Genomic DNA, 22,560 nt, shown 5'->3' on the forward strand with positions numbered 1-22,560 from the left:
TATTTCTAAGCTATCGTTATGTGAGTAGTCAAATCAAAACATCTCGATCAAGAGATCTATAATAAGATACTCATTACGCAGCGTCATCAAGACGATGCTTCATTTTTAGATAGTCTTCTGATTGCATCTCAAGCAACCGCGAGCGCGTACGCTCAATCTCAAACGATAGCTTATCGCCTTGGTATAGATCAAGAATAGACTGCTCTGCCCGAATCAATAGCTTCACGCGCCGATCGTAAAACTCATCAACCATGTAGATAAAACGCCGGGTTGGATCGCGAAGATCGTCATCTAAGGCGGGTACTGCATTGACCAACACGGTACTAAATTGATTGGCAATTTCGATAAAGTCAGCCGCTGAACGCGGTTGCATACATAAATGGCGGAAGTCACAAAATAATATAGTTTCGGTACGCGCGTTGATTTTGACTTCACGGCCATTGATAGTGATGGGCTCGCTACTGGTCTTTAAATTATTTGACAAACTCGCAAAGCGATTGGCAAGCCAATGATGATTGCTTTTGGTCATGGGCGACTTGTACAGCTCAGCTTGCTGCAAGACTCGCAGACGGTAGTCGATGCCAGAGTCAATATTCATGACATTAGTATTACGCTCAACTTCAGCGATAGCAGGCATAAAACGATCGCGATGTAGACCATCCTTGTATATGCCTGATGGTTCAATGTTTGAAGTGGCCACTAAGGTGATACCACGGTTAAACAGCATAGTAAATAAATCACCTAAAATCATGGCATCAGACACGTTAGAGACAAAAAACTCGTCAAAGCAGATAATAACCGCTTCTTTATAAATAATATCAGCAACTTTTTCAAGCGGATCACTTTGGCCTTGAATCGCATGGAGCTCCTGATGCACACGCTGCATGAAGTGATGAAAATGCTGGCGCATCTTACGATCAATGGTTAAGGAGTCATAAAACATGTCCATCATCCATGTTTTGCCACGCCCCACACCTCCCCACATATACAAACCTTTGGGTGCCACCGGTTTGGACTTTAAAAAGCTAAAAAATCCTTGCTTTTGTTCTGCGGTATTGTTGAGCTGGTGATATAAATCATCAAGATAGCTCATGGCCTGATACTGCTGTTCATCTCGGGTAAAGTCATCAGTACTGACGGCTTGCTCATAGCGCTGTAATGGAGATAATTTCATAATGCGACTCGTCATTAGACAAAATAAATAATAAAGTAATATGTTGTTACCGTCAGTTGCTACTAACTTATGATTTTTACACTGAGATGGTAGCGACTGAGTTGTCAGAATGGCGCAATTTGTAGCCACTCTTTAGGTTAACACGGCTTAAGGCATTGCTTTAATAAACAGAAACTACTTTAGATAATACTATTAAATGCGATCAAATTAGGGAGTAACTAATTCACATCGTCAAAGCTATGCTGCTTTAACAAGCGTTTAAGTTCAGACAAACGTCCATGAAAAAAATGCCCAGCGCCATCAACCACGCTCACATCAAGCCCCAAACGCTCGGCAAACGCTTGCATGTTCGCAGGATCAATCACTTCATCAGCATTGCCATAGATCTCAAAGGTCTTTTGAGTCGGTAAACTTAGATCAATGCTGTCATTTTTTTCTATAGATGGTGAAATCAGGGCAACTTTAAGCAGCTCAAAATCGTTTAAGCCCCACACATGCGCTGATACCAGTACTTGCTCAGCGACCCGCGCGGTTATGTAACCACCAAAAGAAAACCCACCCAACCATAATTTACGAGCATTCGTTTGCCCTGCGATCCATTGTAACACGGTCATAGCATCTAGCACTTCGCCTTCGGCATAATCATGCTCACCGGTTGACTGCCCTACGCCACGAAAATTAAAACGTACCACATGCATGCCGTGATCACGCGCAAATCGGTACATGGTGGTCACTACTTTATTGTTCATCGTTCCTTCAAACAACGGATTAGGGTGACAAAGTAACGCGACCGTATCCGTATTAGGATCGTTTGGATTGTCTTGTTGCCACAGTGCATCGATCTCTAACACGCCGGCAGGGGCAGGAATTAATAGCATAGTTTTGACTATTGGTTGAAAAAGTTGCTTCAATTATCCTAGATATGATTTATATTTCAAGTGATTTGCTGTGTAACCATACTATTTCTCTATGAGTTCGCTATCAGTTCGCTATCAGCACAAGCTGTATCCAGCTATACAACTGAGCTGCCTGTTAATAATTGCCCCTTTATTACTTGCACTCAATTTGATTTTTGAGCCTATTTTAGAACGCTATAGAAACACAACACAGACACAACACCGCACACAACACCGCACACAATAACCACCTAGACGTTAAGGATATAAATAGGTTAAATTCTCAATGCTTAATTCACTACACTTGTTATCGAGCTTTGATTCATTTTATTTTGACTGATTTATAGGGATTTTTTATGACCGTTTTCAATAGAACTTTTAATAAAACAGCCACTTTGACTGCAATGCTAGCAGCGGTACTAGCATTGAGCGCTTGCCAAAGTACCAACTCATCACCAGTCATTCAGCGTGCTAACTCTACTTTTGAGACCACAGGTATTGCCGGCACCAAAATAAAAGCCCAACAAAATGCGCTAGATAGCGCTAAAAATACGTGTCGAGGCAAGCAAGTGATCGTCGTTGATGATAAGGTTAAGTATAATGGTATTGTGGATGAAAATATGGGCCGTATAATTGGTCAAGTGGGTGCAGTAGTCGGTACCATATTTGGTACTGGTTCGCCTGATCTATCTCGTAATGATGATTATGAATATATGATCAGCTTCCGCTGCCAATAGGTCATGCGTCTAAGCGGTTTTAATTGTCTATCTTCTACTATTAAATTATCTGTTCACTATTCTATTGAATGATTGAGTAGCTGCTGAACAGAAAGGTAGCCTCTAGCCAATAAATATGTGACGAAGACAAGGTCTGAGTTGCACATTTATTGGCTTTCTTTTTATGAACGCTCTGTTGGTTGGCGCGCTTTTAGGCTAAGCTATTAACCATACCTGTTATCCATAGTCGGTCTGATATTATGCGCAAACCCAATCTCGCTAATCTGGCGCAACTCACTACGAACAATAATAAAACTGCTGCTAAGACATTGGCCCCTGCCAAAGACTTGTCTACTTTAGAGGCCGAGCTTGCTGAGCAAGAAAGCAGTCTTGAAGAGAATCTTGAGGATACAGTACTACGCCTTAGTGATTATTTAGCAGCGGTTGGGATGGTGATCAAACAAACCTTTGACCACCGCGTTTGGGTCAAAGCCGAGATTCGGAATCTTTCTAGTAAAGGCGGTCATTATTACTTCGAATTGGCTGAAAAAGATGATGACGGTAAAGTCGTTGCCAGCTGCCGGGGTAACCTTTGGCGTTTTAAAGCAGCACGCGTATTGGCAAAGTTTGAGCGCGCAACTGGTATGCCACTCAGTCGTGATCTAACCGTTCTACTCAAGGTGTCCGCAGGCTTTCATGCGCAGTATGGCTTTTCATTAACGATTGAAGATATAGATCCCAGTTATACCTTAGGCGATTTGGCGCGACAATATGCCGACATGGTAGACCGCTTGACTGGTGAAGGCCTGATGAACCTGAATCAGCAACTGCCAGCTCCTTTCGATATCGAACATGTGATCGTTATCGCTCCTGAAAAAGCCGCAGGATTGGGCGACTTTCAAGCCGATGCGGACAGATTAGCAACCACCAATGCTTGTCAGTTTCACTATCATCATGCAACTTTTCAAGGTAATCATGCGCCAGCAGAAATACGCCAAGCGATTGTCAGCGCTCAACAACAATTCTATGCTACTTATCAGCGTTTGCCGGATTTATTGGTTATTATTCGTGGCGGTGGTGCGGTAGGCGATCTCGCCTATCTAAATGATTATGAGCTAGCAGCCTTGATCGCTGAGCAGCCGGTGCCCGTGTGGGTGGGTATCGGTCATGAGCGCGATAAAGTTATCTTAGATGAGGTCGCACATAGCAGCTTCGATACGCCATCAAAAGTAATTGCTGCGATTAGTGCCCATTTAGCGCAACTGGTGGCTCAAGTGCTACAGTATCAAACACAAATTAGACAAGCCGCCCAGCGTCAAGTGACCTTAGTTGAGCAGCAAACCGCACGGCAATTAAGTCAAATACAATCGCAAACTATTGGGCGGTTGACAGCCATGCGTAAAGACAGCGATTTTGCTTGGCGTAGCATTCAGCAGAGCGCGCAACGGCAAGTCAAGCAAGCGGCAAGACTGACCACTGAATGGCAGGCTCAGACTAAAGCAACTGCTCATCAGCAGCTAGTAGCTGCAGGTATTGAGTGTGACAGCTATCAAAACACAATTATAAAAAATGCCCAACAGCAAGTGCTCCACGCACAGCGTAATAGTGAACACTTGCGTGATATCGTGCTGCTACATCGACCAACGCGCGTGCTTAAGCAAGGCTATAGTATGCTTATGGATGAAAAGGGTAAGAAGATCCTAACCAGTAGCGATCAACTCCACCCTGAGCAGACCATTCATATTGTCTTAAAAGATGGTAAAGCAACGGCGCGAGTTTTGGCTGTTGAGAGTACTGATATTGAAAGCACTAATTTTGAAACCGTAGCAATTGATAATTTGCCAAATGAATAACATAGCTTTATCTAAATATTATATATAAATAGTTAACCCAATTTAACAACAATCTAATGTTACTAGGCTACTGAGATGAATTTTTTGCAGCCTCTGTCACGCTTGTGAACAGCACGCCAGAAAAATTTGTACCAGTAGCACGTTGCTACCAGAGTATTCCTCTTATCTTAAATCGACTATACTTTGTCATTTATTACTCTAAAATTTTAGGAACTATTATGAGCACTGCCCCCACTCGTAAACGCAAAAAAGCTACCCCAAAAACCTTTAAGGCAGCCTACGACATTCTAAAAACCAATGCCGCCGAATTACAGCAACAAGATGAACCTGATATTGATAATCTAATGACGACAGTCGAAGAGTCAATTACCGCTTATCGGATTTGCGAAACCCGTATTAATGCCGTGCAACGCGCTTTAGATGCCGCCTTTGCCGAAGAAGACAGCACCGATAAGAATAGTGTGACTAAAAAAGATAATAACGAGCTAAAAAACGATGCCAATAAAACTACTGCTAGCGAAGACAGTAGCAATAGTTAAGGTTTGGCTTGGCTTGGCTTGGCTTGGTTTGAATGGTTACTTAGACTCAGGGGCCTCAACGTCAAATACTTGGCGTAAATAAGCCAAATAAGTGTCGTTATTAATCATGGTCTTGCCGGGGCTGTCAGAGAGTTTGGCTACTGGCTGACCGTTACATTCGACCAATTTAAGGACGATATTGAGAGGCGTCAAACCCATATCATTGGTCAGATTGGTACCGATACCAAAGCTGGTCTTGATACGGTCTTTAAAGTATTGATGCAAATCCCAGGCTTTATTAAGATCCAAACCGTCGCTAAAGGTTAATATTTTAGTTTTTGGGTCTATTTTTAATTTTTGATAATGAGCAACGGCTTTATCGCCCCATATATAAGGGTCGCCACTGTCATGACGCAGTCCATCAAACAGCTTGGCAAAATATAGATCAAAATCGCGTAAAAATGCATCCATTCCCACCACATCAGTCAAGGCGATACCCAAATCACCTCGATACTCATGTACCCAAGCCTCAAGAGCCGCTTTTTGTGAGTCGCGTAGACGCACATCTAGCGCCTGAAAGGCCTGCATAAACTCATGCGCCATAGTACCAATTGGGGTCATTCCTAGCGTTTTGGCAAGCAGCACATTGGAAGTCCCACTGACAATATTGGGCTCAGCATTATGTAACGTAGCCACTACATGCGCCTGCCAAACCTTACTAAAACGGCGGCGGGTACCAAAATCGGCGACAATAAAGGGTGGTGCATTGGTCTTGTGCTTATGAGTCGCCTGCTGCTCGGCTTTTTGTTGCTTAGAATAACTGTGCAGCAGTGCCACTTTTTCATCTAATCGTCGCTGCCCTTCTTTAATCACACTGGGGTCTGGAAAAGCTTTGAAATACAGCTCATTAACGATAGCCAGTACGAACACTTCAAAAAACATCGCCTGAATCATTGGCCCTTCGATATCAATCAGCAAGCGACCTTGGCTATCGGTGCTGATGGTAATGAATCGGCGCTTGAGTTTAAATAATTCAAGATAATCGACAAAATCTGAACGCATAAAACGTAATTGACGTAAATAATCTAACTCGTCTGGTAAAAAACGTAACTCACATAAGCTGTCTAACTGCTGCTCTAAATCGTCTTTAATATCGGCAAGCGGATAAGCGGCATCTTTATTATTACGACAGCGAAAACGATAGACCCCATGAGTCTGCGGAAATTGATGCAACATGGCTTGGAGCATAGTGAATTTATACAAGTCGTTATCAAGTAATGAGGTGATAATAGGTACATAGGCAACGGTCATGTTACAGCCTTAAACGCAAAAATAAGCAATGAATTGAATATCAGTCAATCAGTTAAGCGACAAAATATGGGGGCGAGTACTACTAAACGCGGTTAATGATGTTGTGAATAAATGACTAATCACCCATCAGCAAGTCATGAAGTATAACGAAATTTGGGGCATTTTTCTGAATTCATACCCTATTTATTTTTTCTTGATAATGACAGTCAGTTCAAGGTTGGCTCCATAACAGTATGGCTGTTAGTTACTTATTGAAGGCATTCTGAAGACGCTAAGCCCAAAAGGCACTCAAGTTATTTTATGTTTTTGCGCTCATAAACTGTGCCACGTAATCATCGGCAGGATGATCGCGCAAGTCGTTAGGAGACCCTGTTTGTATCAAACGTCCGCCATTTAAGATACTAATACGCTGACCCACTTTAATCGCCTCATCAATATCATGGGTAATAAATACAATAGTCTTATTGAGACGCGCCTGCAGTTCAAGCAACTGATCTTGTAATTGGGCCCGAATTAAAGGATCAAGAGCAGAAAATGCTTCATCCATCAGTAATATAGGCGTATCAGTTGCTAGTGCTCTTGCCAGCCCCACGCGCTGCTGCATGCCGCCTGACAATTCATCAGGATAGCTGTGTTCTAGGTTAGGTAGACCCACTTCATTCAACCAGTGCCGAGCGATTTCATGGCGCTCAGCCGTACTCATTTTACGCACCCGCAGCCCATAAGCAACGTTTTGAATGACCGTCATATGCGGCACTAAACCGAAATGCTGAAACACCATACTGACCGTTTGTTGCCGATATCCTTGTAACGCCTTATCATCTAAATCTAATATATTAATAGCCGAATCTGAAGAAGCTCTGCCCGAAGCACCCTGATTCGTGTCAGCACTGGCGACTTGTGAGCTTTGGGAAGTTTGTTTTGAATGAATCCCGGTGTCAACCCAGATCTTACCGCCAGTGGGGTCAATTAGACGATTGATATGGCGTATTAACGTTGATTTTCCTGAACCTGACAGTCCCATAATACAATGCAGCTCGCCTGCCTTAATGGCTAGATTAATATCATAAAGCCCTACCGAATAACCTGTTTGTTCTTTGACTGCGATGCTATCCATACCTTCGGCCAACAATGCCAGCGCAGCCTGTGCCTGAGTCGCATTGGCATTATAAATTTTACTGATGTTCTCTAGCTGGATATGATTCATTATTATTCTCGTTGTTTTTTAGCAGCGATTTTATAGTGATTGGCTCTTACAGTAAGTGGTTTATGAGACTCTAAACCACTCTTCAACCAATCTGTCTCCTACCCGCCTTGATGGTTTTTTGACGTGCACGCTTACCTTGACCAAACGCTTGGGTAATACGGTCAATAATAATCGCTACAATGACGATAGCGGTACCTGCTTGTAAGCCTTGACCGATATTCAAGGTTTGAATAGATTGCAACACATCTTCACCAAGACCTGGTGCACCGATCATAGAAGCTAAGACCACCATCGACAGCGACATCATCACTGCTTGATTAACACCCGCCATAATACTTGGTAGCGCTTGCGGTAGCTTAATCCAAATCAGCAATTGCCAATGAGTACTGCCGAATGAGCGTCCAGCCTCAACCATCTCATGATTCACTTGGGTAATACCTAAGGTCGTCAAACGAATAAGTGGCGGCAGTGCATAAATAACAGTAGCAAACAATGCCGGTACTTTACCAATGCCGAATAGCATCAGCACCGGAATCAGATAGACAAAGCTGGGCATGGTTTGCATTACATCGAGTATCGGTGTCACAATTTTACGAAGTACATTACTGCCCGACATGACAATACCAATGGGAATACCAATGACCACGGTCACTAAGACTGATACCATCAATAGCGCTAGAGTTTCAATCAATGCACCCCATAGTCCAAATGCGCCAATCAAGAATAGCCCGGCACCACAAGCCAGTGCAAACCATATCTTACGCACCCCAAACCACGCTAACACGGTTACTAAGGCGATGATTAGCCACGGTGGAACAAAGGTTAAAAACCGTTCAATAGGCAGCAGCAAATACTTCAAGGCGACGGTGCTAATACTGCGAAAAACGTCACCATAATTTTTGACTACACTGGCCAATGACTCATTAAGAGGGGTTTCAAGCGACCACGAGGGAAAGTTTGATGACAGACCTAAGATATTGTCAGACGGTGTGACCGTATTAAGTGGTGAATTGATACTGGTGTTTTCCGCTCCATCTCCTGTTAAGCTGATACCCAGTTTAGCAGCCAGAGCGGTTGCCGCCTCAGCAGATAACCAATCTTGCCAGACATTCGGATTATCACGCAAAAACTTAAGCGCTTGCTCATCGCCACTGCGCTTACTCTCAGTCATCTCAAGAATAGCGCCATTCAACTCCTCAGCAGTGAATTGTACTTTTTTGAATACCTCAGATAGCTCAGGATTGGCCTTAAGAAATGGCGTCGATACTGCAATTTTAAGCGGTGAGACTGGAGCGCCTGATATACAATCTGAAGTACCGTTTGCCAGCAGCAAGTCTTGCCAGCAAGCCTCGTCATAAGCGGGAAATTCTATGAGTGCAAAATCATATTTGGCGATCAAACCTGTCGGTTGCCAATAATAGAATAATAAGGGTTTACGCTGCTCAAAAGCTGAAGCAATCTCAGCGTCAAGTGCCGCGCCGGTACCAGGATGGACATTGTTAAAAGTAGTGCCCAAACCCGTATTTTTGAGCAGGCGGGTATTAAATACCTCGCACGCCCAGCCAGATGGACAGTTCATAAAACGAGATTTGTTTGGGTCTTCAGGGTCTTTAAACAGCTCAGCATACTTAGGCAAGTCTTGATAGCGGCGAAGACCTGGGTTTTCATCCATCACATACTTAGGAACGTACCAGCCTTGAGTGGCACCGCCTTTAAGCGTATCACCAATCACCTCCACTTTATTGTCCTTGATGGCTTGTTCCATGATGGGCGAACGCCCTACCCACTGCTCACTAATAATTTGAATATCGTTTTGTGATAAGGCAGTCTCCAGTGCTGGCCCTGCTCCTGGCACCTCTTCAATCGTACAACCGTATCCACTCTCAGCGATATATTTCAGCACACCAGCAGTAAATTGACCGCTTTCCCAGGTTAGCGCACCAAACTTAATTGGATTCTCGCAGGCCGATGTTGTGGTCGAGGCCGCCGAAGCGGCCAGTGCTGATGCGGGCAACAACAACGAGCTTAGCAACAGTAAACTTAACGCAATCCATTGGCGCATAGCATATCCTATTTATTATTATCTTTTACTGAGCGGTGGCGGTTGGTTTCTCAAAGTTCATTACTTGAATTTCAGTGCTGCGACTACTTTAGTCTATGATTAAAGGTTATAGCAAATGATTAAACACCATTTTTGGTGAATAGTATGTATAGAAACACATATTTTATTGGTTAGCGATTAATAAGCCAAATAGTAGGCAAAAAAATAGCACTTATCATAATAAGCGCTATTTAAAAAGTAGAGGTCATTACTCAGCTTGCGTTATTTTAACATTACCGCCATGCCTTTTTTGAACAGCGCACCATAAGGCGGTAATAGCAAGTTCATACCGTTAACCTTAGATTGCACAAAAACCGACTTCATGTGACTGAAGCGCTCAAAACCTGCCTGACCGTGATAGACGCCATGGCCTGAATGCCCGACGCCACCAAAAGGTAGGTCATGTTGTAATAAATGTAACAGGACTTCATTAATAGAGACGCCGCCTGATACCGTGTGCGTACGCACTTTTTTGATATCGCGATCATTCTTACCGAAAATGTACAGCGCTAGTGGACGCGGACGATCATTAATGAATTTAATCGCATCATCAAGGGTCTCGTAATGCATCAACGGCACAATCGGTGCAAAGATTTCATTTTGCATCAACTTGCTGGTTGGTGCAGGTTCCGTCACCACAATGGGCGGCATCAAACGAGTCTCCACGTTCGATTCAACCTCGGTTAGTGGATGCACCTCTTCAACAGGTAAGCTATCGATATAGCTTTGTACCCGCTTAAACTGTTGGTTATTAATGATATGACTATAGTCTGGGTTATCGCTGATATTAGGATAGTGTTCTTTCACCCACTCTTTCGCTAAGCTGATGAAACGTTGATGATGTTGCCGCTGAATCAAAACATAATCGGGGGCGACACAGGTCTGACCAGCATTAAGGGTTTTGCCCATCATCACCCGATTGACCGCAGCTTCAAGGTTGACATCATCCAATATGATCACTGGCGACTTACCACCAAGCTCAAGCGTCACTGGCGTTAAGTTAGGAGCGGCAGCGGCCATAATTTTCTTACCGACTTCAGTAGAGCCGGTATAAATCAGATGGTCAAAGGGCAATTTGCTAAAAGCTTCAGCAATATCAACTTCACCCAGCACCACACACACCAAATCAGGTGAAAAGTACTGCTCAACCGCTTTGGCAAAGGCTTCTGCAAATTGCGGTGCAGCCTCGCTTAGCTTAATCATAATTCGATTACCGGCAGTAATGGCATCGATCATAGGTCCTATCGCTAAATATAGCGGATAGTTCCATGGCACCATTATGCCTATTACCCCTAATGGCTGCGGTTGAATTTCGTTATGGGCAGGCATATAAAGTGCTGAAATCCCTACCCGCCGCGTTCTCATCCACTTTTTTCCATGCTTTCTAGAGTGGCTGATACCCGCAAAGCTTGGGAACAATTCTGCAAACTGAGTTTCTGACTCACTGCGATAACCAAAATCTGCACTGATCGCTTTAGCAAGCTCTTGTTGTTTGTCACTGAGCATGGTTTCTAAATTGTCTAATTGAGTGGCGCGAGCCGACCAGTCAAGTATAGGATGACTACGGCTCAGTGCTTGTAAACGGGTAAACTGGGCTTGTAATTGCTCGGTAGTGTGAACCGTGCTGAGCGCCTGGTCAGCGTCGCCTGTGGTTTGATTGCTGTCACTTTGATTATGGTCTGTCATTTGTCATCCTTGTCATATGTGCTAGAGTCAATACGCTATAGTTATATCAAAACTCTATGTTTATCGTAAAGTGCTGAAAATAGTAGCACTAAGAAACAACTGTTCATTATTATCCAATGTAGCGCATTGAATGGCGAATGAAAAGCACGTTTGGCTAACTGGTGGGTTTGTATACATGAACGCCGCCAAGTTTTGGTCGTTAGGCTATTATTGGGGTGTTTTTTAGTAACCATTTTTGAATGACAGCTTTTAATGATGACTTTTGAGTAAGCAGCCTTTAATAACTGCTTTATTAATAGCCATATCTTTAGTAATCATGTTTTCAGTATCAGTCTTTATTGTCCTGCAATTTAAATTTGAGTGATGGGTTTAAAAACTGCTAAACTCAATGACACTAATCAATCAGTTTCATCACTGTTAAAACCATAAGACGGCGACCCTAATGCCAAACTCAATAGCAAACACAGAGCGAAAAGTTAATGATCACTTTATTAGTGACAGCCTTATCAGTAAATCACTGAATGCAGCTGATTATAATCCCACTCATGAGGCCATGCTACAGCGCACTTTAGAGCGTATTGCCTTAAAAAAAGAACAAGGATTACGTACTCCTGATGAGTTATGGATCGTCGACCATAATGATGTCTATACCCTTGGGCAGGCCGGCAAAGAAGAACATATCTTGCAACGCACCGATACTCCTATTATCAAAACCGATCGCGGTGGCCAAGTGACGTGGCACGGACATGGACAACTGGTGGTTTATTGGTTGTTTGACCTGCACAGTTTGGGTTGGAGTGTGCGCAACCTAGTCACGCATGCAGAACAAGCAATCGAAGATGTGGTCAATGACTGCCTAAAGCCACAATCATTAGTATCAATAAACACCGCTACGAACACACCTAGTAATGCAAACCCTAGTGTTCCTATTATTAACGCTGCTACCAACATTAGTGCTCATGCGCGCCGTGATGCGCCAGGCGTATACTTATACAATAACTCGTGTGCGGCTATGTCTGAAGTTACTGACCAGGTTGATGGTCAAGACAGTAGCGCTGGCTCCCCTGTGCCAAATGATAACGATATTATGTTAGGTAAAATTGCCTCGCTAGGCTTTAAAATTAAGCATGGTTTTAGTTATCATGGTATTGCACTGAATTTAGACTGTGACTTATCTGCATTTAACGCCATCAACCCCTGTGGCTACGCTGGTATGCAGATGCTGCGATTGTCTGACTTTATAGACATGCATGGGGGACACGGTAGCGATGCTGGGCCACTAAACTATGCGCAAGTCACTCAAAAATTGATCGATAACATTGCTCAACGTCATGCAGGACAAATCGAGTTGCGCCCAATAGCCTCAAAATAGCAGTTTTGGCACTTGCTCACTTTGCTACTCCCTTGCTTCTAACTTTGCTTTCAACTTAGCTTTTTTAAAGCGGATTGCTTTATTTTGACGGTTATACAGTATTGTCAGCCAGACATTGAGTCCTATTTTGCATAATATCGTGCGCGCTTAGACTTAAGCATAACGAGAAAATTTAAATCAAACTTGTTATAATTGCAGGCAGCATAAATCAGGCACGGTTATAGCCTTACTGTGCTTGTATAGTTTTTACTTGAACCTTCATTAAGATGACGAGTAAAATTAATAACGTTACCCATCCCTTATCGTTGAACCATCCCTAACAAAAGCAAATAGGAATACTTTATGGCAGATTTTAATAAAATTTTAGATGCAGGCGACGTCGACGGCGGTATCATTAATGTAGTCGTTGAAATCCCAACTGGCAGCAGTCATAAAATTGAATGGAATCGCGAGCTGGCCGTATTTGAGCTAGACCGTATTGACCCACAGATTTTTGCCAAACCATGTAACTATGGTTTTATTCCTCAAACCCTTGACGAAGATGGCGATGAGCTTGATGCCTTGATCATCACTGAGCATCCTTTGACTACCGGTATTTTCTTAAAAGCCAAGGTTATTGGGGTGATGAAATTCGTTGATGACGGCGAAGTTGATGACAAAATTGTAGTTGTACCTGCTGATGACCGCAACAATGGTAACGCTTATAATAGTTTAGCCGACCTGCCTGAGCAGTTAATCAAGCAATTGCATTTCCACTTTAGCCATTATAAAGACCTTAAGAAAAAAGGCAGCACCGTGGTTGAATCATGGGGCGATGTCGTAGAAGCTAAAGAAGTGATTAAAGAGTCTATCCAGCGCTGGAAAGATCTATAAGCTATCAATGCCATTAGACTTTATAATAAATAAGAACTAATTTTATGACATTTACCGCCATCATTAATGTGATTGCGGTATTTTTTTGCGTGCGTTGTAGGTGCACGTTTATAACCAAAGCTAACTCGATATAAGCAGTCTTATAAAATCATTTTTATTGCTGCAAGTTAGTGCAGAATAATGAGTGGCTTTAACAGGCTACAACCAACAAAATACAGTATTTTGTCGTAGAATACGGTACTAACAGATTCCTTACTAAAAAACACTTTGCTAGAGAGTTATAATGCCCTGCAACGATTATTATCTTAGCTTAACTATTCCATCGTAAAGCATACTGATAGAATTGCTATAATAGAGCCGTTATTAATACGTCTAGCAGATCATAAGGATAAACATGTTTGACTCTGACCCCAGCTCAAAACCTATCAGCGCTAAATTGCCCAAAGCGGTGATCATGATGATAGAAAAAAGCAATTTAGTGATGGCCATAAAAACCTTAGCTGCCGACGAAAATATCAGCATGGAGGCGGCCAAAATACGCATTGATGCTTATGAGACCGGGCTAAAGGTCAAGCAGCAGCAAAAGTTAAGTACTATTGCTAATAAACAAGGCATTCCTAGCCAGGCGATTAGCTTTGATAGAGAGCCAGTTGCAGACAGCTCTGAGCACTTAATAAAAGATCGAGTTAAGACTACCCCCTCAGAACAAAATTTCAAAGGCCTACAAGATGGTGTCGATAGCCAATTCAATGATTTAGGGTATAAAAAACCACTCCTGCCTTATTGGGCCAAGCGGTTACTGGTTATTGCGATTATTATGGCAGGAATATTTTGGATATTATGGCGGGTATTTAGTTGATGAGTCGTAACGAATATAAATAATATATCCGATTTATCTAATCAAATCTGCTAGGTCACGAGCAGTCGAGTCTAGTTAATTATGAGGAGGCATTTTTGATAGAAATCTTAGCTCAATACATTGAATTGATAGCCAAAATTATAGAATTTATCGGCGTTCTTATTATGGTTTTAGGCTTTATCGTCCTGATTCAGACATTCTTGAGCTTGTCATTACAAGTGGCGTTAGAAGGCCGTTTTCCACAGCAAAAAAAGCCGCTACACCAGAGAAAAGTGTCCAGAGACTCCCAACAATCCTTCTTAACGCAATAAATTTTAGCACAGTCAGTTTTGTCACAACCACTGTTACCACCGTCGACGTGGCAGGGCTTCAATAGTAACGGTTCACTTTATTTACTTCTTATTGGCTATGAGTGTGGGCAGTCAAAAATGTCTCAACCGCTTTAAATTGTCCAGCGGTACTTTCCTCACTATACATCGCTTGCCGAAAAGCATTAGAATTAGGAATACCCGTGGTATACCAAGCGATATGCTTGCGAGCGATTCGGCAGCCAGAGTATTCACCATAAAATCCATATAATTCTTGCAGATGGGTCAATACAATCTCTTTAATCTCACTAACTGTTGGCGCGGCAAGGGTTTCACCTGTCCGTAAAAAATGCTCGATGTCCCGAAATATCCACGGTTGTCCTTGGGCAGCACGCCCTATCATCACTGCATCACAACCGGTCAGCTCATAAACCCGCTGGGCTTTTTGAGCACTATCAATATCACCATTGGCAATCACCGGAATACTGATGCTTTCTTTCACTTCACGAATTAGCTCATAACGCGCTTCACCGTTATACATATCTTCACGGGTGCGACCATGAATGGCAATCGCGGCAATGCCTGCCTGTTCGGCACGTCGGGCAACGCGTAGAATATTTTCGCGGCCATTCTCATAACCCAATCGCGTTTTTAAAGTCACAGGCGCATCAACGGCATTCACTGCGGTATCAAGCAGCCGCGCCACCAAGTCTTCATCTTGCAATAGTGCAGAACCGGCTAGCTTACGGCAAACCTTCTTAGCCGGACAGCCCATATTAATATCAATAATCTGCGCCCCATTATCGATCTGATAACGGGCAGCCTCGGCAAGTTTATCTGGATCAGCGCCTGCGATTTGCGCTGAAATAGGCGCTATTTCGCCATCAAAGTTAGCTCGATATAAGGACTTTTTGCGGGCATACAGCGCCGTATCAGCAATTATCATTTCACTGACTGCGTGACCGGCGCCAAATGATTTGCATAACTTACGAAAGGGGTTGTCCGTCACACCTGCCATTGGTGCCACCATCAAACGATTTTCAATCGTGAGCCCGCCGATAATTAATGGCTGTAATAAAGGGTGGTGGTCGTGGTTTTTTGCTGGTGAAACAGCAGTAGCTGAAGTATTTATAGACATAAAAAAACGGCTTGATTTACAGTGAAAACAAGCCGTTATTCTAAGCATTCTTGATATTATTGCAAGCAATTAGCGTTAATCACTTATCAAAATAAATATTTATAACAACAGCTACTTATCAAACACACTGCCCTGCTCTAGGGTAATGTCATCGTCATGCTGCTGCATACGCCACGGCAAGCTATCAGGTGAGACGTCTAGGAAGTGCAAGTACTTCTCAAACTGATCGATAATGTCATTGATCACTGATTCAGACTCATAGCCATATAGGTCATAGGTTTGACCACCACGGCGCAGATAAACTTCAGCGCGATGATGATGCTCTTGTGGCAATCCACTGGCCATGTCTTCAGTATAGTAGTCCGGTACATCATGCTCAGACAAGCGCACTTCATACCAAAACTCAACATCATCACCACGTTGTAATTCCAGTACCGCACGATCATTGACCGCATCATAATTAACATGAGTCGTCCAGCCGGTTTCTACAAATTTTTCTGACACTTCTACCATTGAGGGCATAACCACCCCTTTGATATAGGCCAAGACTTTGTCACGAGTCGGCTTATCAGTCATATAGTCAATACGCTCGCGCCATGCTGAGGGTTTGAGTAGATGCGGTGGTATTCTATTGTCATTACCGAGACTTTGATTACGATGTCCTTCAATACGTAGCGCACGCCACATACCAAACATCGAGATCAATATAATAATTGCAAAGGGTAAAGCGCTGACAATAGCGGCTGTTTGTAGCGCTGTTAAGCCACCGGCCAGTAGTAACACGGATGCTACCGCCCCCTCAGTTATGACCCAAAACGATCGCTGCCACCATGGCGTGTCGCTGCGGCCACCGGCTGCTAACGAATCAATAACCAATGAGCCTGAATCCGATGAGGTCACAAAAAAGGTGATAATTAATAAAATAGTTAATGAAGAAACAAACTCAGTAAAAGGTAAGTTTTCTAATAACTTGAATAAGGCAATCGCTTGGTTGTCTTGTACATCACCAATTAGTGAGGTGTACCCATCTACCATGATCATATGTAGCGCGGTATCGCCGAAAACTGCAAACCAAAAGAAGGTAAAGAAGGTCGGTACTAGCATTACGCCAAACACAAACTCACGGATGGTGCGGCCACGGCTAATTTTGGCAATAAACAGACCAACAAATGGTGCCCAGGCAATCGTCCATGCAAAGATAAACAAGGTCCAACTGCCCATCCAGTTGCTGCTTTCATAAGCTTGCAGGCTAAAAGTACGCTCAACAATATTGCCCAAATAGCTACCCGTATTTTCCATAAAGGCATTGAGAATAAATATGGTCGGACCGACGATGAATACAAAAACCATCAACGCGGTAGCCAGTACCATGTTCAAAATAGATAAGCGCTTCACGCCCTTATCCATCCCTGCTAGCACCGATACCAGTGCCGCTGCCGTAATTAAGGTAATAGCGATGACCTGAACCGTGGTATTAACTGGAATTAGATCCGGTAATAGATAATTCAAGCCGGCGTTGATTTGTGATACTGATAGACCCAAGCTGGTAGCAATACCAAACATGGTACCCACAATCGCAAACACATCAACGGTATGACCAATAGGGCCATAGATTTTATCACCGATTAATGGATACAGCGTCGAGCGTATCGACAACGGCAAACCATGACGAAAAGCAAAATAGGCTAGTGATAATCCGACTACCCCGTAAATGGCCCAAATATGAAAGCCCCAATGAAAATAAGCAATTTGCATCGCTTCTTTGGCAGCCTCAATAGTCTGTGGGTCAGAGAGCGGCGGACTAGCAAAGTGCATTACTGGCTCTGCTACCCCAAAGAACAGCAAGGCAATCCCGTAACCTGCCGAAAACAACATAGCAAACCACTCGAGGAACTTGTACTCAGCCTCAGCGTGATCTGGACCTAGCTTAATACTGCCATAAGGCGAAAATGCCAAGGCAATAATAAACATCAGAAATAATGCTACGGCCAGCATATAAAACCAACCAAAAGTATTGGTGGTAAAATTCAGTACAGTACTGAATAGCTCACCAGCCGCTTCAGGGTTAACAGCAGTGCCGATCACTAATAACAACATAATGACCGCTGCCGGTACAAAAACCGGCAGTAAAATAGTAGATCGAGGTAATTTATTGTTCATAAAAAGGGTCTCTTAAGAATCTTACAAAAGCGGTTGTCCTTAAAGCGATCCCTAGCAAGGGGCCACTCCAAATAAAATGAAAATATCTTTTGACAGCACAAAACCTAATGCTTACAACCAGAATCTAATAACACTTACAATCAGAATCTAATAATAGTAGTGATTAAAGGTTAGGGCCGCCAGTTAGTAGCAAATAGTAAAATGCCTGTAAGGTTTACCACATACATGGTATAAACCCCAGGACTACCACTGTTTTGTAACATTTTTTTAACACGTGTTACATCACTATTACCAAGCAATAAAAAAGGCAACTTGTTAGTTGCCTTTTTATATTGTTAAGAGAGACTGAACTTTAAATGGGTGAATCTATTGAATACCACTCATATAATGGGTCACTTAAATAGAAATTACAGCAGCGAGTTGCTTGGCCGTCTCAGCAAGCTGTTCTTGATCGGCCATTTTTGCCGCATGCATACCAAGCTCATGAACGCTAGCAGGAATAAGATGCACGTGATAATGAAAAACGGTTTGTCCAGCCTGCGCCCCATTAAACTGCATCTGAATAATGCCTTCACGCTCAAATACTTGGCGCTGCGCTTGCATGATTTTTTTGGCCGTCATTAATACCGCCGCGGCGTACTCAGGCTCAAGCTCACCTAAATCAACCGCTTTTTGCTTAGGTATTACCAATACATGGCCTGCTGCTTGTGGCATGATATCCATAAAGGCGAGGGTTTTATCGTCTTCATATACCTTATGATAAGGAATCTCACCCTTTAACATTTTGGCAAAAATGTTGTTATCATCATAAGTAGTTTGTTGATTGGCTTGACTCATTATTTCTTCCTTGGTTTTTTGACAACTTAGTTTTTTGACAACTTAGTTTTTTGACAACTTAGTTTTTTGATAACTTAGTTTTTTGATAACTTGGCTATTAGGTAATAGCATTTGACAGTTATCGCTGTTAATGATGGTGTCTACAATATAGTGGACGAAATATCCTTACAGTACAAGTTGCGGTTAAGTTGATACAGTCGATTCCGTATAAGGTAAAGTCACTTGTGGCACTATGCCATTTCTGAATTGGATTAACTATGTGAAAAGCTATCATAAAAGTAGTACAAATAATAAATACCGTATCAATAATAATGCTTGTAACTTAAGCATGCTAATTTATTGGCGAGTAACGTGGTTTAAATGTTATATTAATCACACGTTTTATTAACTTTAAGTTTATGGAATCGACTGCCTTGCCCACTCAATTATCAAATCATACTGACACTTATGTAGAACCACCTAATATTATAGAGGCGGCGGCTACCTCTAGTAGTGAATCGCGAGAGCCTGCGGCCGACGAAAATATTAGCAAAACTATCGATCCCAACGCTATTATTTTGGCACAATCGTTAACAGATACTGCGGTCAGCTGGCGTATTCATAATTGTAAAATTAGTAAAAAGACCGTGACCCAAGAGTTACCGATGTTGTTTTTATATCATTATGATAGTTTGGATGACAGTGTCAAACAGGCGCACCCATTGACACCTGCTTTACTTATGCAATTTAACACCTCTATGACTGCTGATACTGCTGCCAAACTGATTGGTATTACAGGCGACTTGTTAGCAAGCCCTTGGCATGTAAAAGTTGTCGGCTCGTTAGTGGTGTTTAGCGAAGCATTACAATTGGCCGTGCGGCTACGTTGGACCAATACCGGCAAAAGTACTCAGCAGCTATATACCCAAAGTGCAGATGAAGCCCTTACCACAGCCTTTAAAGACTGGCAATTTTTTGGTCGTGTGGATGTGCTGTATAAAAACGACAAACAGCCACTAATTAGTATTGATGAGCACAATGAAGACCAAGAACAACTACACACTATTGATGCCAGCGCTGATTATCAGTATCTGCCAGCGACTCACGCCCTAATCGTTATCGCCAAGCTAGAGGCAGATAAAGCAGAGCTACCCTGGTTTGAGTCGGCTATCTTAGAACGCCTCGAGTAACGTTTGAGTCCCAATTTCTTTACGATTGTCCACGGATTGGTTTTAGTTACTGATATCTAATGGTATGGTATCGTGACTTCTTCATAACATCTGGTTATTTATTAAAAATAGTTTTTTAATACCGACTTTCTAATAGTACCCCCTATCTATAAAAAATACATTATCAACGTCCTAGTTGGGGACTCATACCTGAATACACCCCGACTACTTGTAAGGAATATCATATGGACTATCTCTCAAAAACTTCTACTGGCGGTCGTAACATGGCAGGTGCACGAGCACTGTGGCGCGCCACCGGCATGACTGATGGCGACTTTGGCAAACCTATTATTGCCATTGCTAACTCATTCACTCAGTTTGTGCCCGGTCATGTCCATCTTAAAGACTTAGGACAACTGGTCGCGCGCGAGATTGAAAGCGCAGGCGGCGTCGCCAAAGAGTTTAATACCATTGCGGTCGATGACGGTATTGCCATGGGACATAGCGGTATGCTGTACTCTTTGCCCAGCCGTGACTTGATTGCTGACTCTGTGGAATATATGGTCAATGCCCATTGCGCGGATGCCCTAGTTTGTATCTCTAACTGCGATAAAATCACCCCCGGTATGTTAATGGCCGCCATGCGTCTTAATATTCCCACCATCTTTATCTCAGGCGGCCCAATGGAAGCGGGCAAAATTCTAGCCAGTACGGTTGGAAAAAGTCATAATAGTGAAGATGGTGGCAGTACCATTCGTAAGCTTGACCTTGTTGATGCGATGATGGATGCGGCAGATGAAAGTATCAGTGATGAAGATGTCGCCGCTATCGAAGTCTCAGCCTGTCCCACTTGCGGTTCGTGCTCTGGTATGTTTACTGCCAACTCTATGAACTGCTTGACCGAGGCATTAGGACTGGCATTACCGGGTAATGGCTCGCTGCTTGCGACTCACTCACTACGTCGCGAGCTGTTCTTAGAAGCGGGACGTACTATTGTGTCCCTGGCCAAACGTCGCTATGAGCAAGATGATGATTCAGTCCTACCGCGCTCAATCGCTACTAAAGCGGCCTTTGAAAATGCCATGACCTTAGATATCACCATGGGCGGCTCGACCAATACTATTTTGCACCTACTGGCCGCTGCTAATGAAGCAGAAGTCGACTTTAAAATGCCTGATATTGACCGTTTAAGTCGCAATGTACCTTGTCTGGCTAAGGTTGCCCCAGCCTCGCAAAAATATCATATGGAAGATGTGCATCGCGCTGGCGGTGTCTTTGCGCTGCTAGCCGAGCTTGACCGGATCGGCTTGCTCAATACTGGTTTGCCAACTGTCCATAGTCCAACGTTAAAAGCCGCCATTGATAAGTGGGATATTATGAATCCTGACAATCTTGAGGCGCGCGCAAGATATATCGCAGCACCAGGCGGCGTACGTACCACCGAGGCCTTCTCCCAATCAAAAGAATGGTCGAACCTCGATGTTAATCGTGAGTCAGGTTGTATTCGTAGTGCCGAGCATGCTTATTCCGAAGATGGTGGCCTAGCAGTCCTCTATGGTAATATTGCCGAGCGTGGCTGCGTGGTCAAAACTGCTGGGGTCGATGACAGTATCTTAGTCTTTACTGGACGCGCGCGTATATTTGAGTCCCAAGATGACGCGGTAACCGCCGTGCTAGCCAATAGTATCGTGGCCGGTGACGTGGTTCTTATCCGCTATGAAGGCCCCAAAGGCGGTCCCGGTATGCAAGAAATGCTCTACCCGACTACTTACCTGAAGGCTAAAGGCCTCGGTAAAGCCTGCGCGCTATTCACTGATGGTCGTTTCTCTGGTGGTACGTCAGGCCTATCCATTGGTCATTCTAGCCCTGAAGCGGCTGAAGGTGGCGCAATCGGTCTGGTTCACGAAGGCGATATCATTCACATTGATATTCCTAACCGTACCATTAATATGCAAGTCAGTGATGCTGACATAGCCGCGCGCCGCGAAGAAATGGAAAGTCGTGGCCGTGATGCCTGGAAGCCTACCCATCGCCAGCGTCATGTATCTCCTGCCCTACGCGCCTACGCCGCTATGACCACCAGTGCTGATACCGGTGCGGTGCGTGATGTGACCCAGGTAGAGCGCTAGGATTTAAATGCTGAGCTCATATTAAACTAGCAATCACTTAAAGACAGACAATGACACGGTATTTTTTTGATGCCTATATTCTAAATTTATCCTAAGTCAGCCTAGCGCTGGCTTTTTTTTCACCAAAAAACAACGTAGCAGCCGTTCTGATAACGATTTTTTGCGGAGCTCGCCAGCTTTTACCGTCATGATAAATATTGTTTATAACTTATATTCTTTATTATCCATATTTGACGGTATTGAACTATCTTGGCCTTGCATTCTGGTAGCTGTT

17 protein-coding genes and 1 pseudogene are annotated in these 22,560 nt (G+C 43.4%); 9 read left to right on the forward strand and 9 right to left on the reverse strand.

Annotated elements, in window-relative coordinates; all coding sequences use genetic code 11:
* Positions 1 to 73: 73 nt before the first annotated feature.
* Entirely contained in the window at positions 74 to 1,174 is a 1,101-nt protein-coding gene (gene zapE, locus H4W00_RS10000) for a cell division protein ZapE (RefSeq protein WP_209957811.1), read from the reverse strand.
* Between the two features lie 218 nt (positions 1,175 to 1,392).
* Positions 1,393 to 2,052, reverse strand: a complete 660-nt coding sequence (locus H4W00_RS10005; RefSeq protein WP_209957814.1) for an alpha/beta hydrolase — start codon at positions 2,050 to 2,052, stop codon at positions 1,393 to 1,395.
* A gap of 374 nt (positions 2,053 to 2,426) precedes the next feature.
* Between H4W00_RS10005 and H4W00_RS10010 the strand changes: the two genes are divergently transcribed.
* From H4W00_RS10010 to xseB, 3 genes and pseudogenes are all read left to right on the forward strand, one after another.
* Positions 2,427 to 2,807, forward strand: a complete 381-nt coding sequence (locus H4W00_RS10010) for a hypothetical protein (protein ID WP_209957816.1) — start codon at positions 2,427 to 2,429, stop codon at positions 2,805 to 2,807.
* Positions 2,808 to 3,046: 239 nt separating this feature from the next.
* Positions 3,047 to 4,639, forward strand: a complete 1,593-nt coding sequence (gene xseA / locus H4W00_RS10015; protein ID WP_209957817.1) for an exodeoxyribonuclease VII large subunit — start codon at positions 3,047 to 3,049, stop codon at positions 4,637 to 4,639.
* 218 nt (positions 4,640 to 4,857) lie between these two features.
* Positions 4,858 to 5,094: pseudogene (gene xseB, locus H4W00_RS10020) on the forward strand (exodeoxyribonuclease VII small subunit); the annotation flags it as partial.
* Positions 5,095 to 5,214: 120 nt separating this feature from the next.
* Here xseB and pncB read toward each other — a convergent pair.
* From pncB to H4W00_RS10040, 4 genes are all read right to left on the reverse strand, one after another.
* A complete protein-coding gene (gene pncB, locus H4W00_RS10025; RefSeq protein ID WP_209957820.1) occupies positions 5,215 to 6,468 on the reverse strand; it encodes a nicotinate phosphoribosyltransferase in 1,254 nt (417 codons plus the stop codon).
* Positions 6,469 to 6,766: 298 nt separating this feature from the next.
* Positions 6,767 to 7,675, reverse strand: a complete 909-nt coding sequence (locus tag H4W00_RS10030; protein ID WP_209957822.1) for an ATP-binding cassette domain-containing protein — start codon at positions 7,673 to 7,675, stop codon at positions 6,767 to 6,769.
* An 82-nt stretch (positions 7,676 to 7,757) separates the two neighbouring features.
* Positions 7,758 to 9,737, reverse strand: a complete 1,980-nt coding sequence (locus tag H4W00_RS10035) for a glycine betaine ABC transporter substrate-binding protein (RefSeq protein WP_209957824.1) — start codon at positions 9,735 to 9,737, stop codon at positions 7,758 to 7,760.
* Between the two features lie 261 nt (positions 9,738 to 9,998).
* A complete protein-coding gene (locus tag H4W00_RS10040; RefSeq protein ID WP_209957827.1) occupies positions 9,999 to 11,462 on the reverse strand; it encodes a coniferyl aldehyde dehydrogenase in 1,464 nt (487 codons plus the stop codon).
* 454 nt (positions 11,463 to 11,916) lie between these two features.
* Between H4W00_RS10040 and H4W00_RS10045 the strand changes: the two genes are divergently transcribed.
* The 4 genes from H4W00_RS10045 to H4W00_RS10060 all read left to right on the forward strand — a co-directional run bounded on the left by H4W00_RS10045 (position 11,917) and on the right by H4W00_RS10060 (position 14,877).
* On the forward strand, positions 11,917 to 12,834 hold the full coding sequence (locus tag H4W00_RS10045) for a lipoyl protein ligase domain-containing protein (protein WP_209959160.1): 918 nt from the start codon (positions 11,917 to 11,919) through the stop codon (positions 12,832 to 12,834).
* A gap of 342 nt (positions 12,835 to 13,176) precedes the next feature.
* The gene (locus tag H4W00_RS10050; RefSeq protein ID WP_209957830.1) at positions 13,177 to 13,707 is read left to right on the forward strand and encodes an inorganic diphosphatase; all 531 of its coding nucleotides are present in this window, start codon (positions 13,177 to 13,179) and stop codon (positions 13,705 to 13,707) included.
* Positions 13,708 to 14,101: 394 nt separating this feature from the next.
* Positions 14,102 to 14,566, forward strand: coding sequence for a hypothetical protein (locus H4W00_RS10055; RefSeq protein ID WP_209957832.1), 465 nt, complete (start codon positions 14,102 to 14,104; stop codon positions 14,564 to 14,566).
* Positions 14,567 to 14,661: 95 nt separating this feature from the next.
* Positions 14,662 to 14,877, forward strand: a complete 216-nt coding sequence (locus H4W00_RS10060; protein WP_209957834.1) for a hypothetical protein — start codon at positions 14,662 to 14,664, stop codon at positions 14,875 to 14,877.
* Between the two features lie 88 nt (positions 14,878 to 14,965).
* Here the strand turns inward: H4W00_RS10060 and dusB are convergent, their stop codons facing one another.
* The 3 genes from dusB to H4W00_RS10075 all read right to left on the reverse strand — a co-directional run bounded on the left by dusB (position 14,966) and on the right by H4W00_RS10075 (position 19,009).
* A complete protein-coding gene (gene dusB / locus H4W00_RS10065) occupies positions 14,966 to 16,012 on the reverse strand; it encodes a tRNA dihydrouridine synthase DusB (RefSeq protein ID WP_209957836.1) in 1,047 nt (348 codons plus the stop codon).
* A 111-nt stretch (positions 16,013 to 16,123) separates the two neighbouring features.
* The gene (locus tag H4W00_RS10070; protein ID WP_209957838.1) at positions 16,124 to 18,172 is read right to left on the reverse strand and encodes a BCCT family transporter; all 2,049 of its coding nucleotides are present in this window, start codon (positions 18,170 to 18,172) and stop codon (positions 16,124 to 16,126) included.
* Between the two features lie 396 nt (positions 18,173 to 18,568).
* A complete protein-coding gene (locus H4W00_RS10075; protein WP_209957840.1) occupies positions 18,569 to 19,009 on the reverse strand; it encodes an HIT family protein in 441 nt (146 codons plus the stop codon).
* A 413-nt stretch (positions 19,010 to 19,422) separates the two neighbouring features.
* On the opposite strand from H4W00_RS10075, the gene H4W00_RS10080 reads away from it, so the two are divergent.
* Complete coding sequence (locus H4W00_RS10080) at positions 19,423 to 20,178, forward strand: hypothetical protein (RefSeq protein ID WP_334684942.1); 756 nt, start codon at positions 19,423 to 19,425, stop codon at positions 20,176 to 20,178.
* A 224-nt stretch (positions 20,179 to 20,402) separates the two neighbouring features.
* Positions 20,403 to 22,286 (forward strand): dihydroxy-acid dehydratase, encoded by a 1,884-nt coding sequence (gene ilvD / locus H4W00_RS10085; protein ID WP_209957845.1) that lies wholly within the window; start codon positions 20,403 to 20,405, stop codon positions 22,284 to 22,286.
* Positions 22,287 to 22,560 lie beyond the last annotated feature (274 nt).

The organism is Psychrobacter sp. PL19 (assembly GCF_017875835.1).
In the GTDB taxonomy this organism is placed as follows: Bacteria; Pseudomonadota; Gammaproteobacteria; order Pseudomonadales; family Moraxellaceae; genus Psychrobacter.

Excerpts from the sequence above, each read along its gene's own strand:
- zapE (WP_209957811.1), bottom strand. The coding sequence starts at position 1,174 with ATGAAATTATCTCCATTACAGCGCTATGAGCAAGCCGTCAGTACTGAT.
- H4W00_RS10005 (WP_209957814.1), bottom strand. The coding sequence starts at position 2,052 with ATGCTATTAATTCCTGCCCCTGCCGGCGTGTTAGAGATCGATGCACTG.
- H4W00_RS10010 (WP_209957816.1), top strand. The coding sequence starts at position 2,427 with ATGACCGTTTTCAATAGAACTTTTAATAAAACAGCCACTTTGACTGCA.
- xseA (WP_209957817.1), top strand. The coding sequence starts at position 3,047 with ATGCGCAAACCCAATCTCGCTAATCTGGCGCAACTCACTACGAACAAT.
- pncB (WP_209957820.1), bottom strand. The coding sequence starts at position 6,468 with ATGACCGTTGCCTATGTACCTATTATCACCTCATTACTTGATAACGAC.
- H4W00_RS10030 (WP_209957822.1), bottom strand. The coding sequence starts at position 7,675 with ATGAATCATATCCAGCTAGAGAACATCAGTAAAATTTATAATGCCAAT.
- H4W00_RS10035 (WP_209957824.1), bottom strand. The coding sequence starts at position 9,737 with ATGCGCCAATGGATTGCGTTAAGTTTACTGTTGCTAAGCTCGTTGTTG.
- H4W00_RS10040 (WP_209957827.1), bottom strand. The coding sequence starts at position 11,462 with ATGACAGACCATAATCAAAGTGACAGCAATCAAACCACAGGCGACGCT.
- H4W00_RS10050 (WP_209957830.1), top strand. The coding sequence starts at position 13,177 with ATGGCAGATTTTAATAAAATTTTAGATGCAGGCGACGTCGACGGCGGT.
- H4W00_RS10055 (WP_209957832.1), top strand. The coding sequence starts at position 14,102 with ATGTTTGACTCTGACCCCAGCTCAAAACCTATCAGCGCTAAATTGCCC.
- dusB (WP_209957836.1), bottom strand. The coding sequence starts at position 16,012 with ATGTCTATAAATACTTCAGCTACTGCTGTTTCACCAGCAAAAAACCAC.
- H4W00_RS10070 (WP_209957838.1), bottom strand. The coding sequence starts at position 18,172 with ATGAACAATAAATTACCTCGATCTACTATTTTACTGCCGGTTTTTGTA.
- H4W00_RS10075 (WP_209957840.1), bottom strand. The coding sequence starts at position 19,009 with ATGAGTCAAGCCAATCAACAAACTACTTATGATGATAACAACATTTTT.
- ilvD (WP_209957845.1), top strand. The coding sequence starts at position 20,403 with ATGGACTATCTCTCAAAAACTTCTACTGGCGGTCGTAACATGGCAGGT.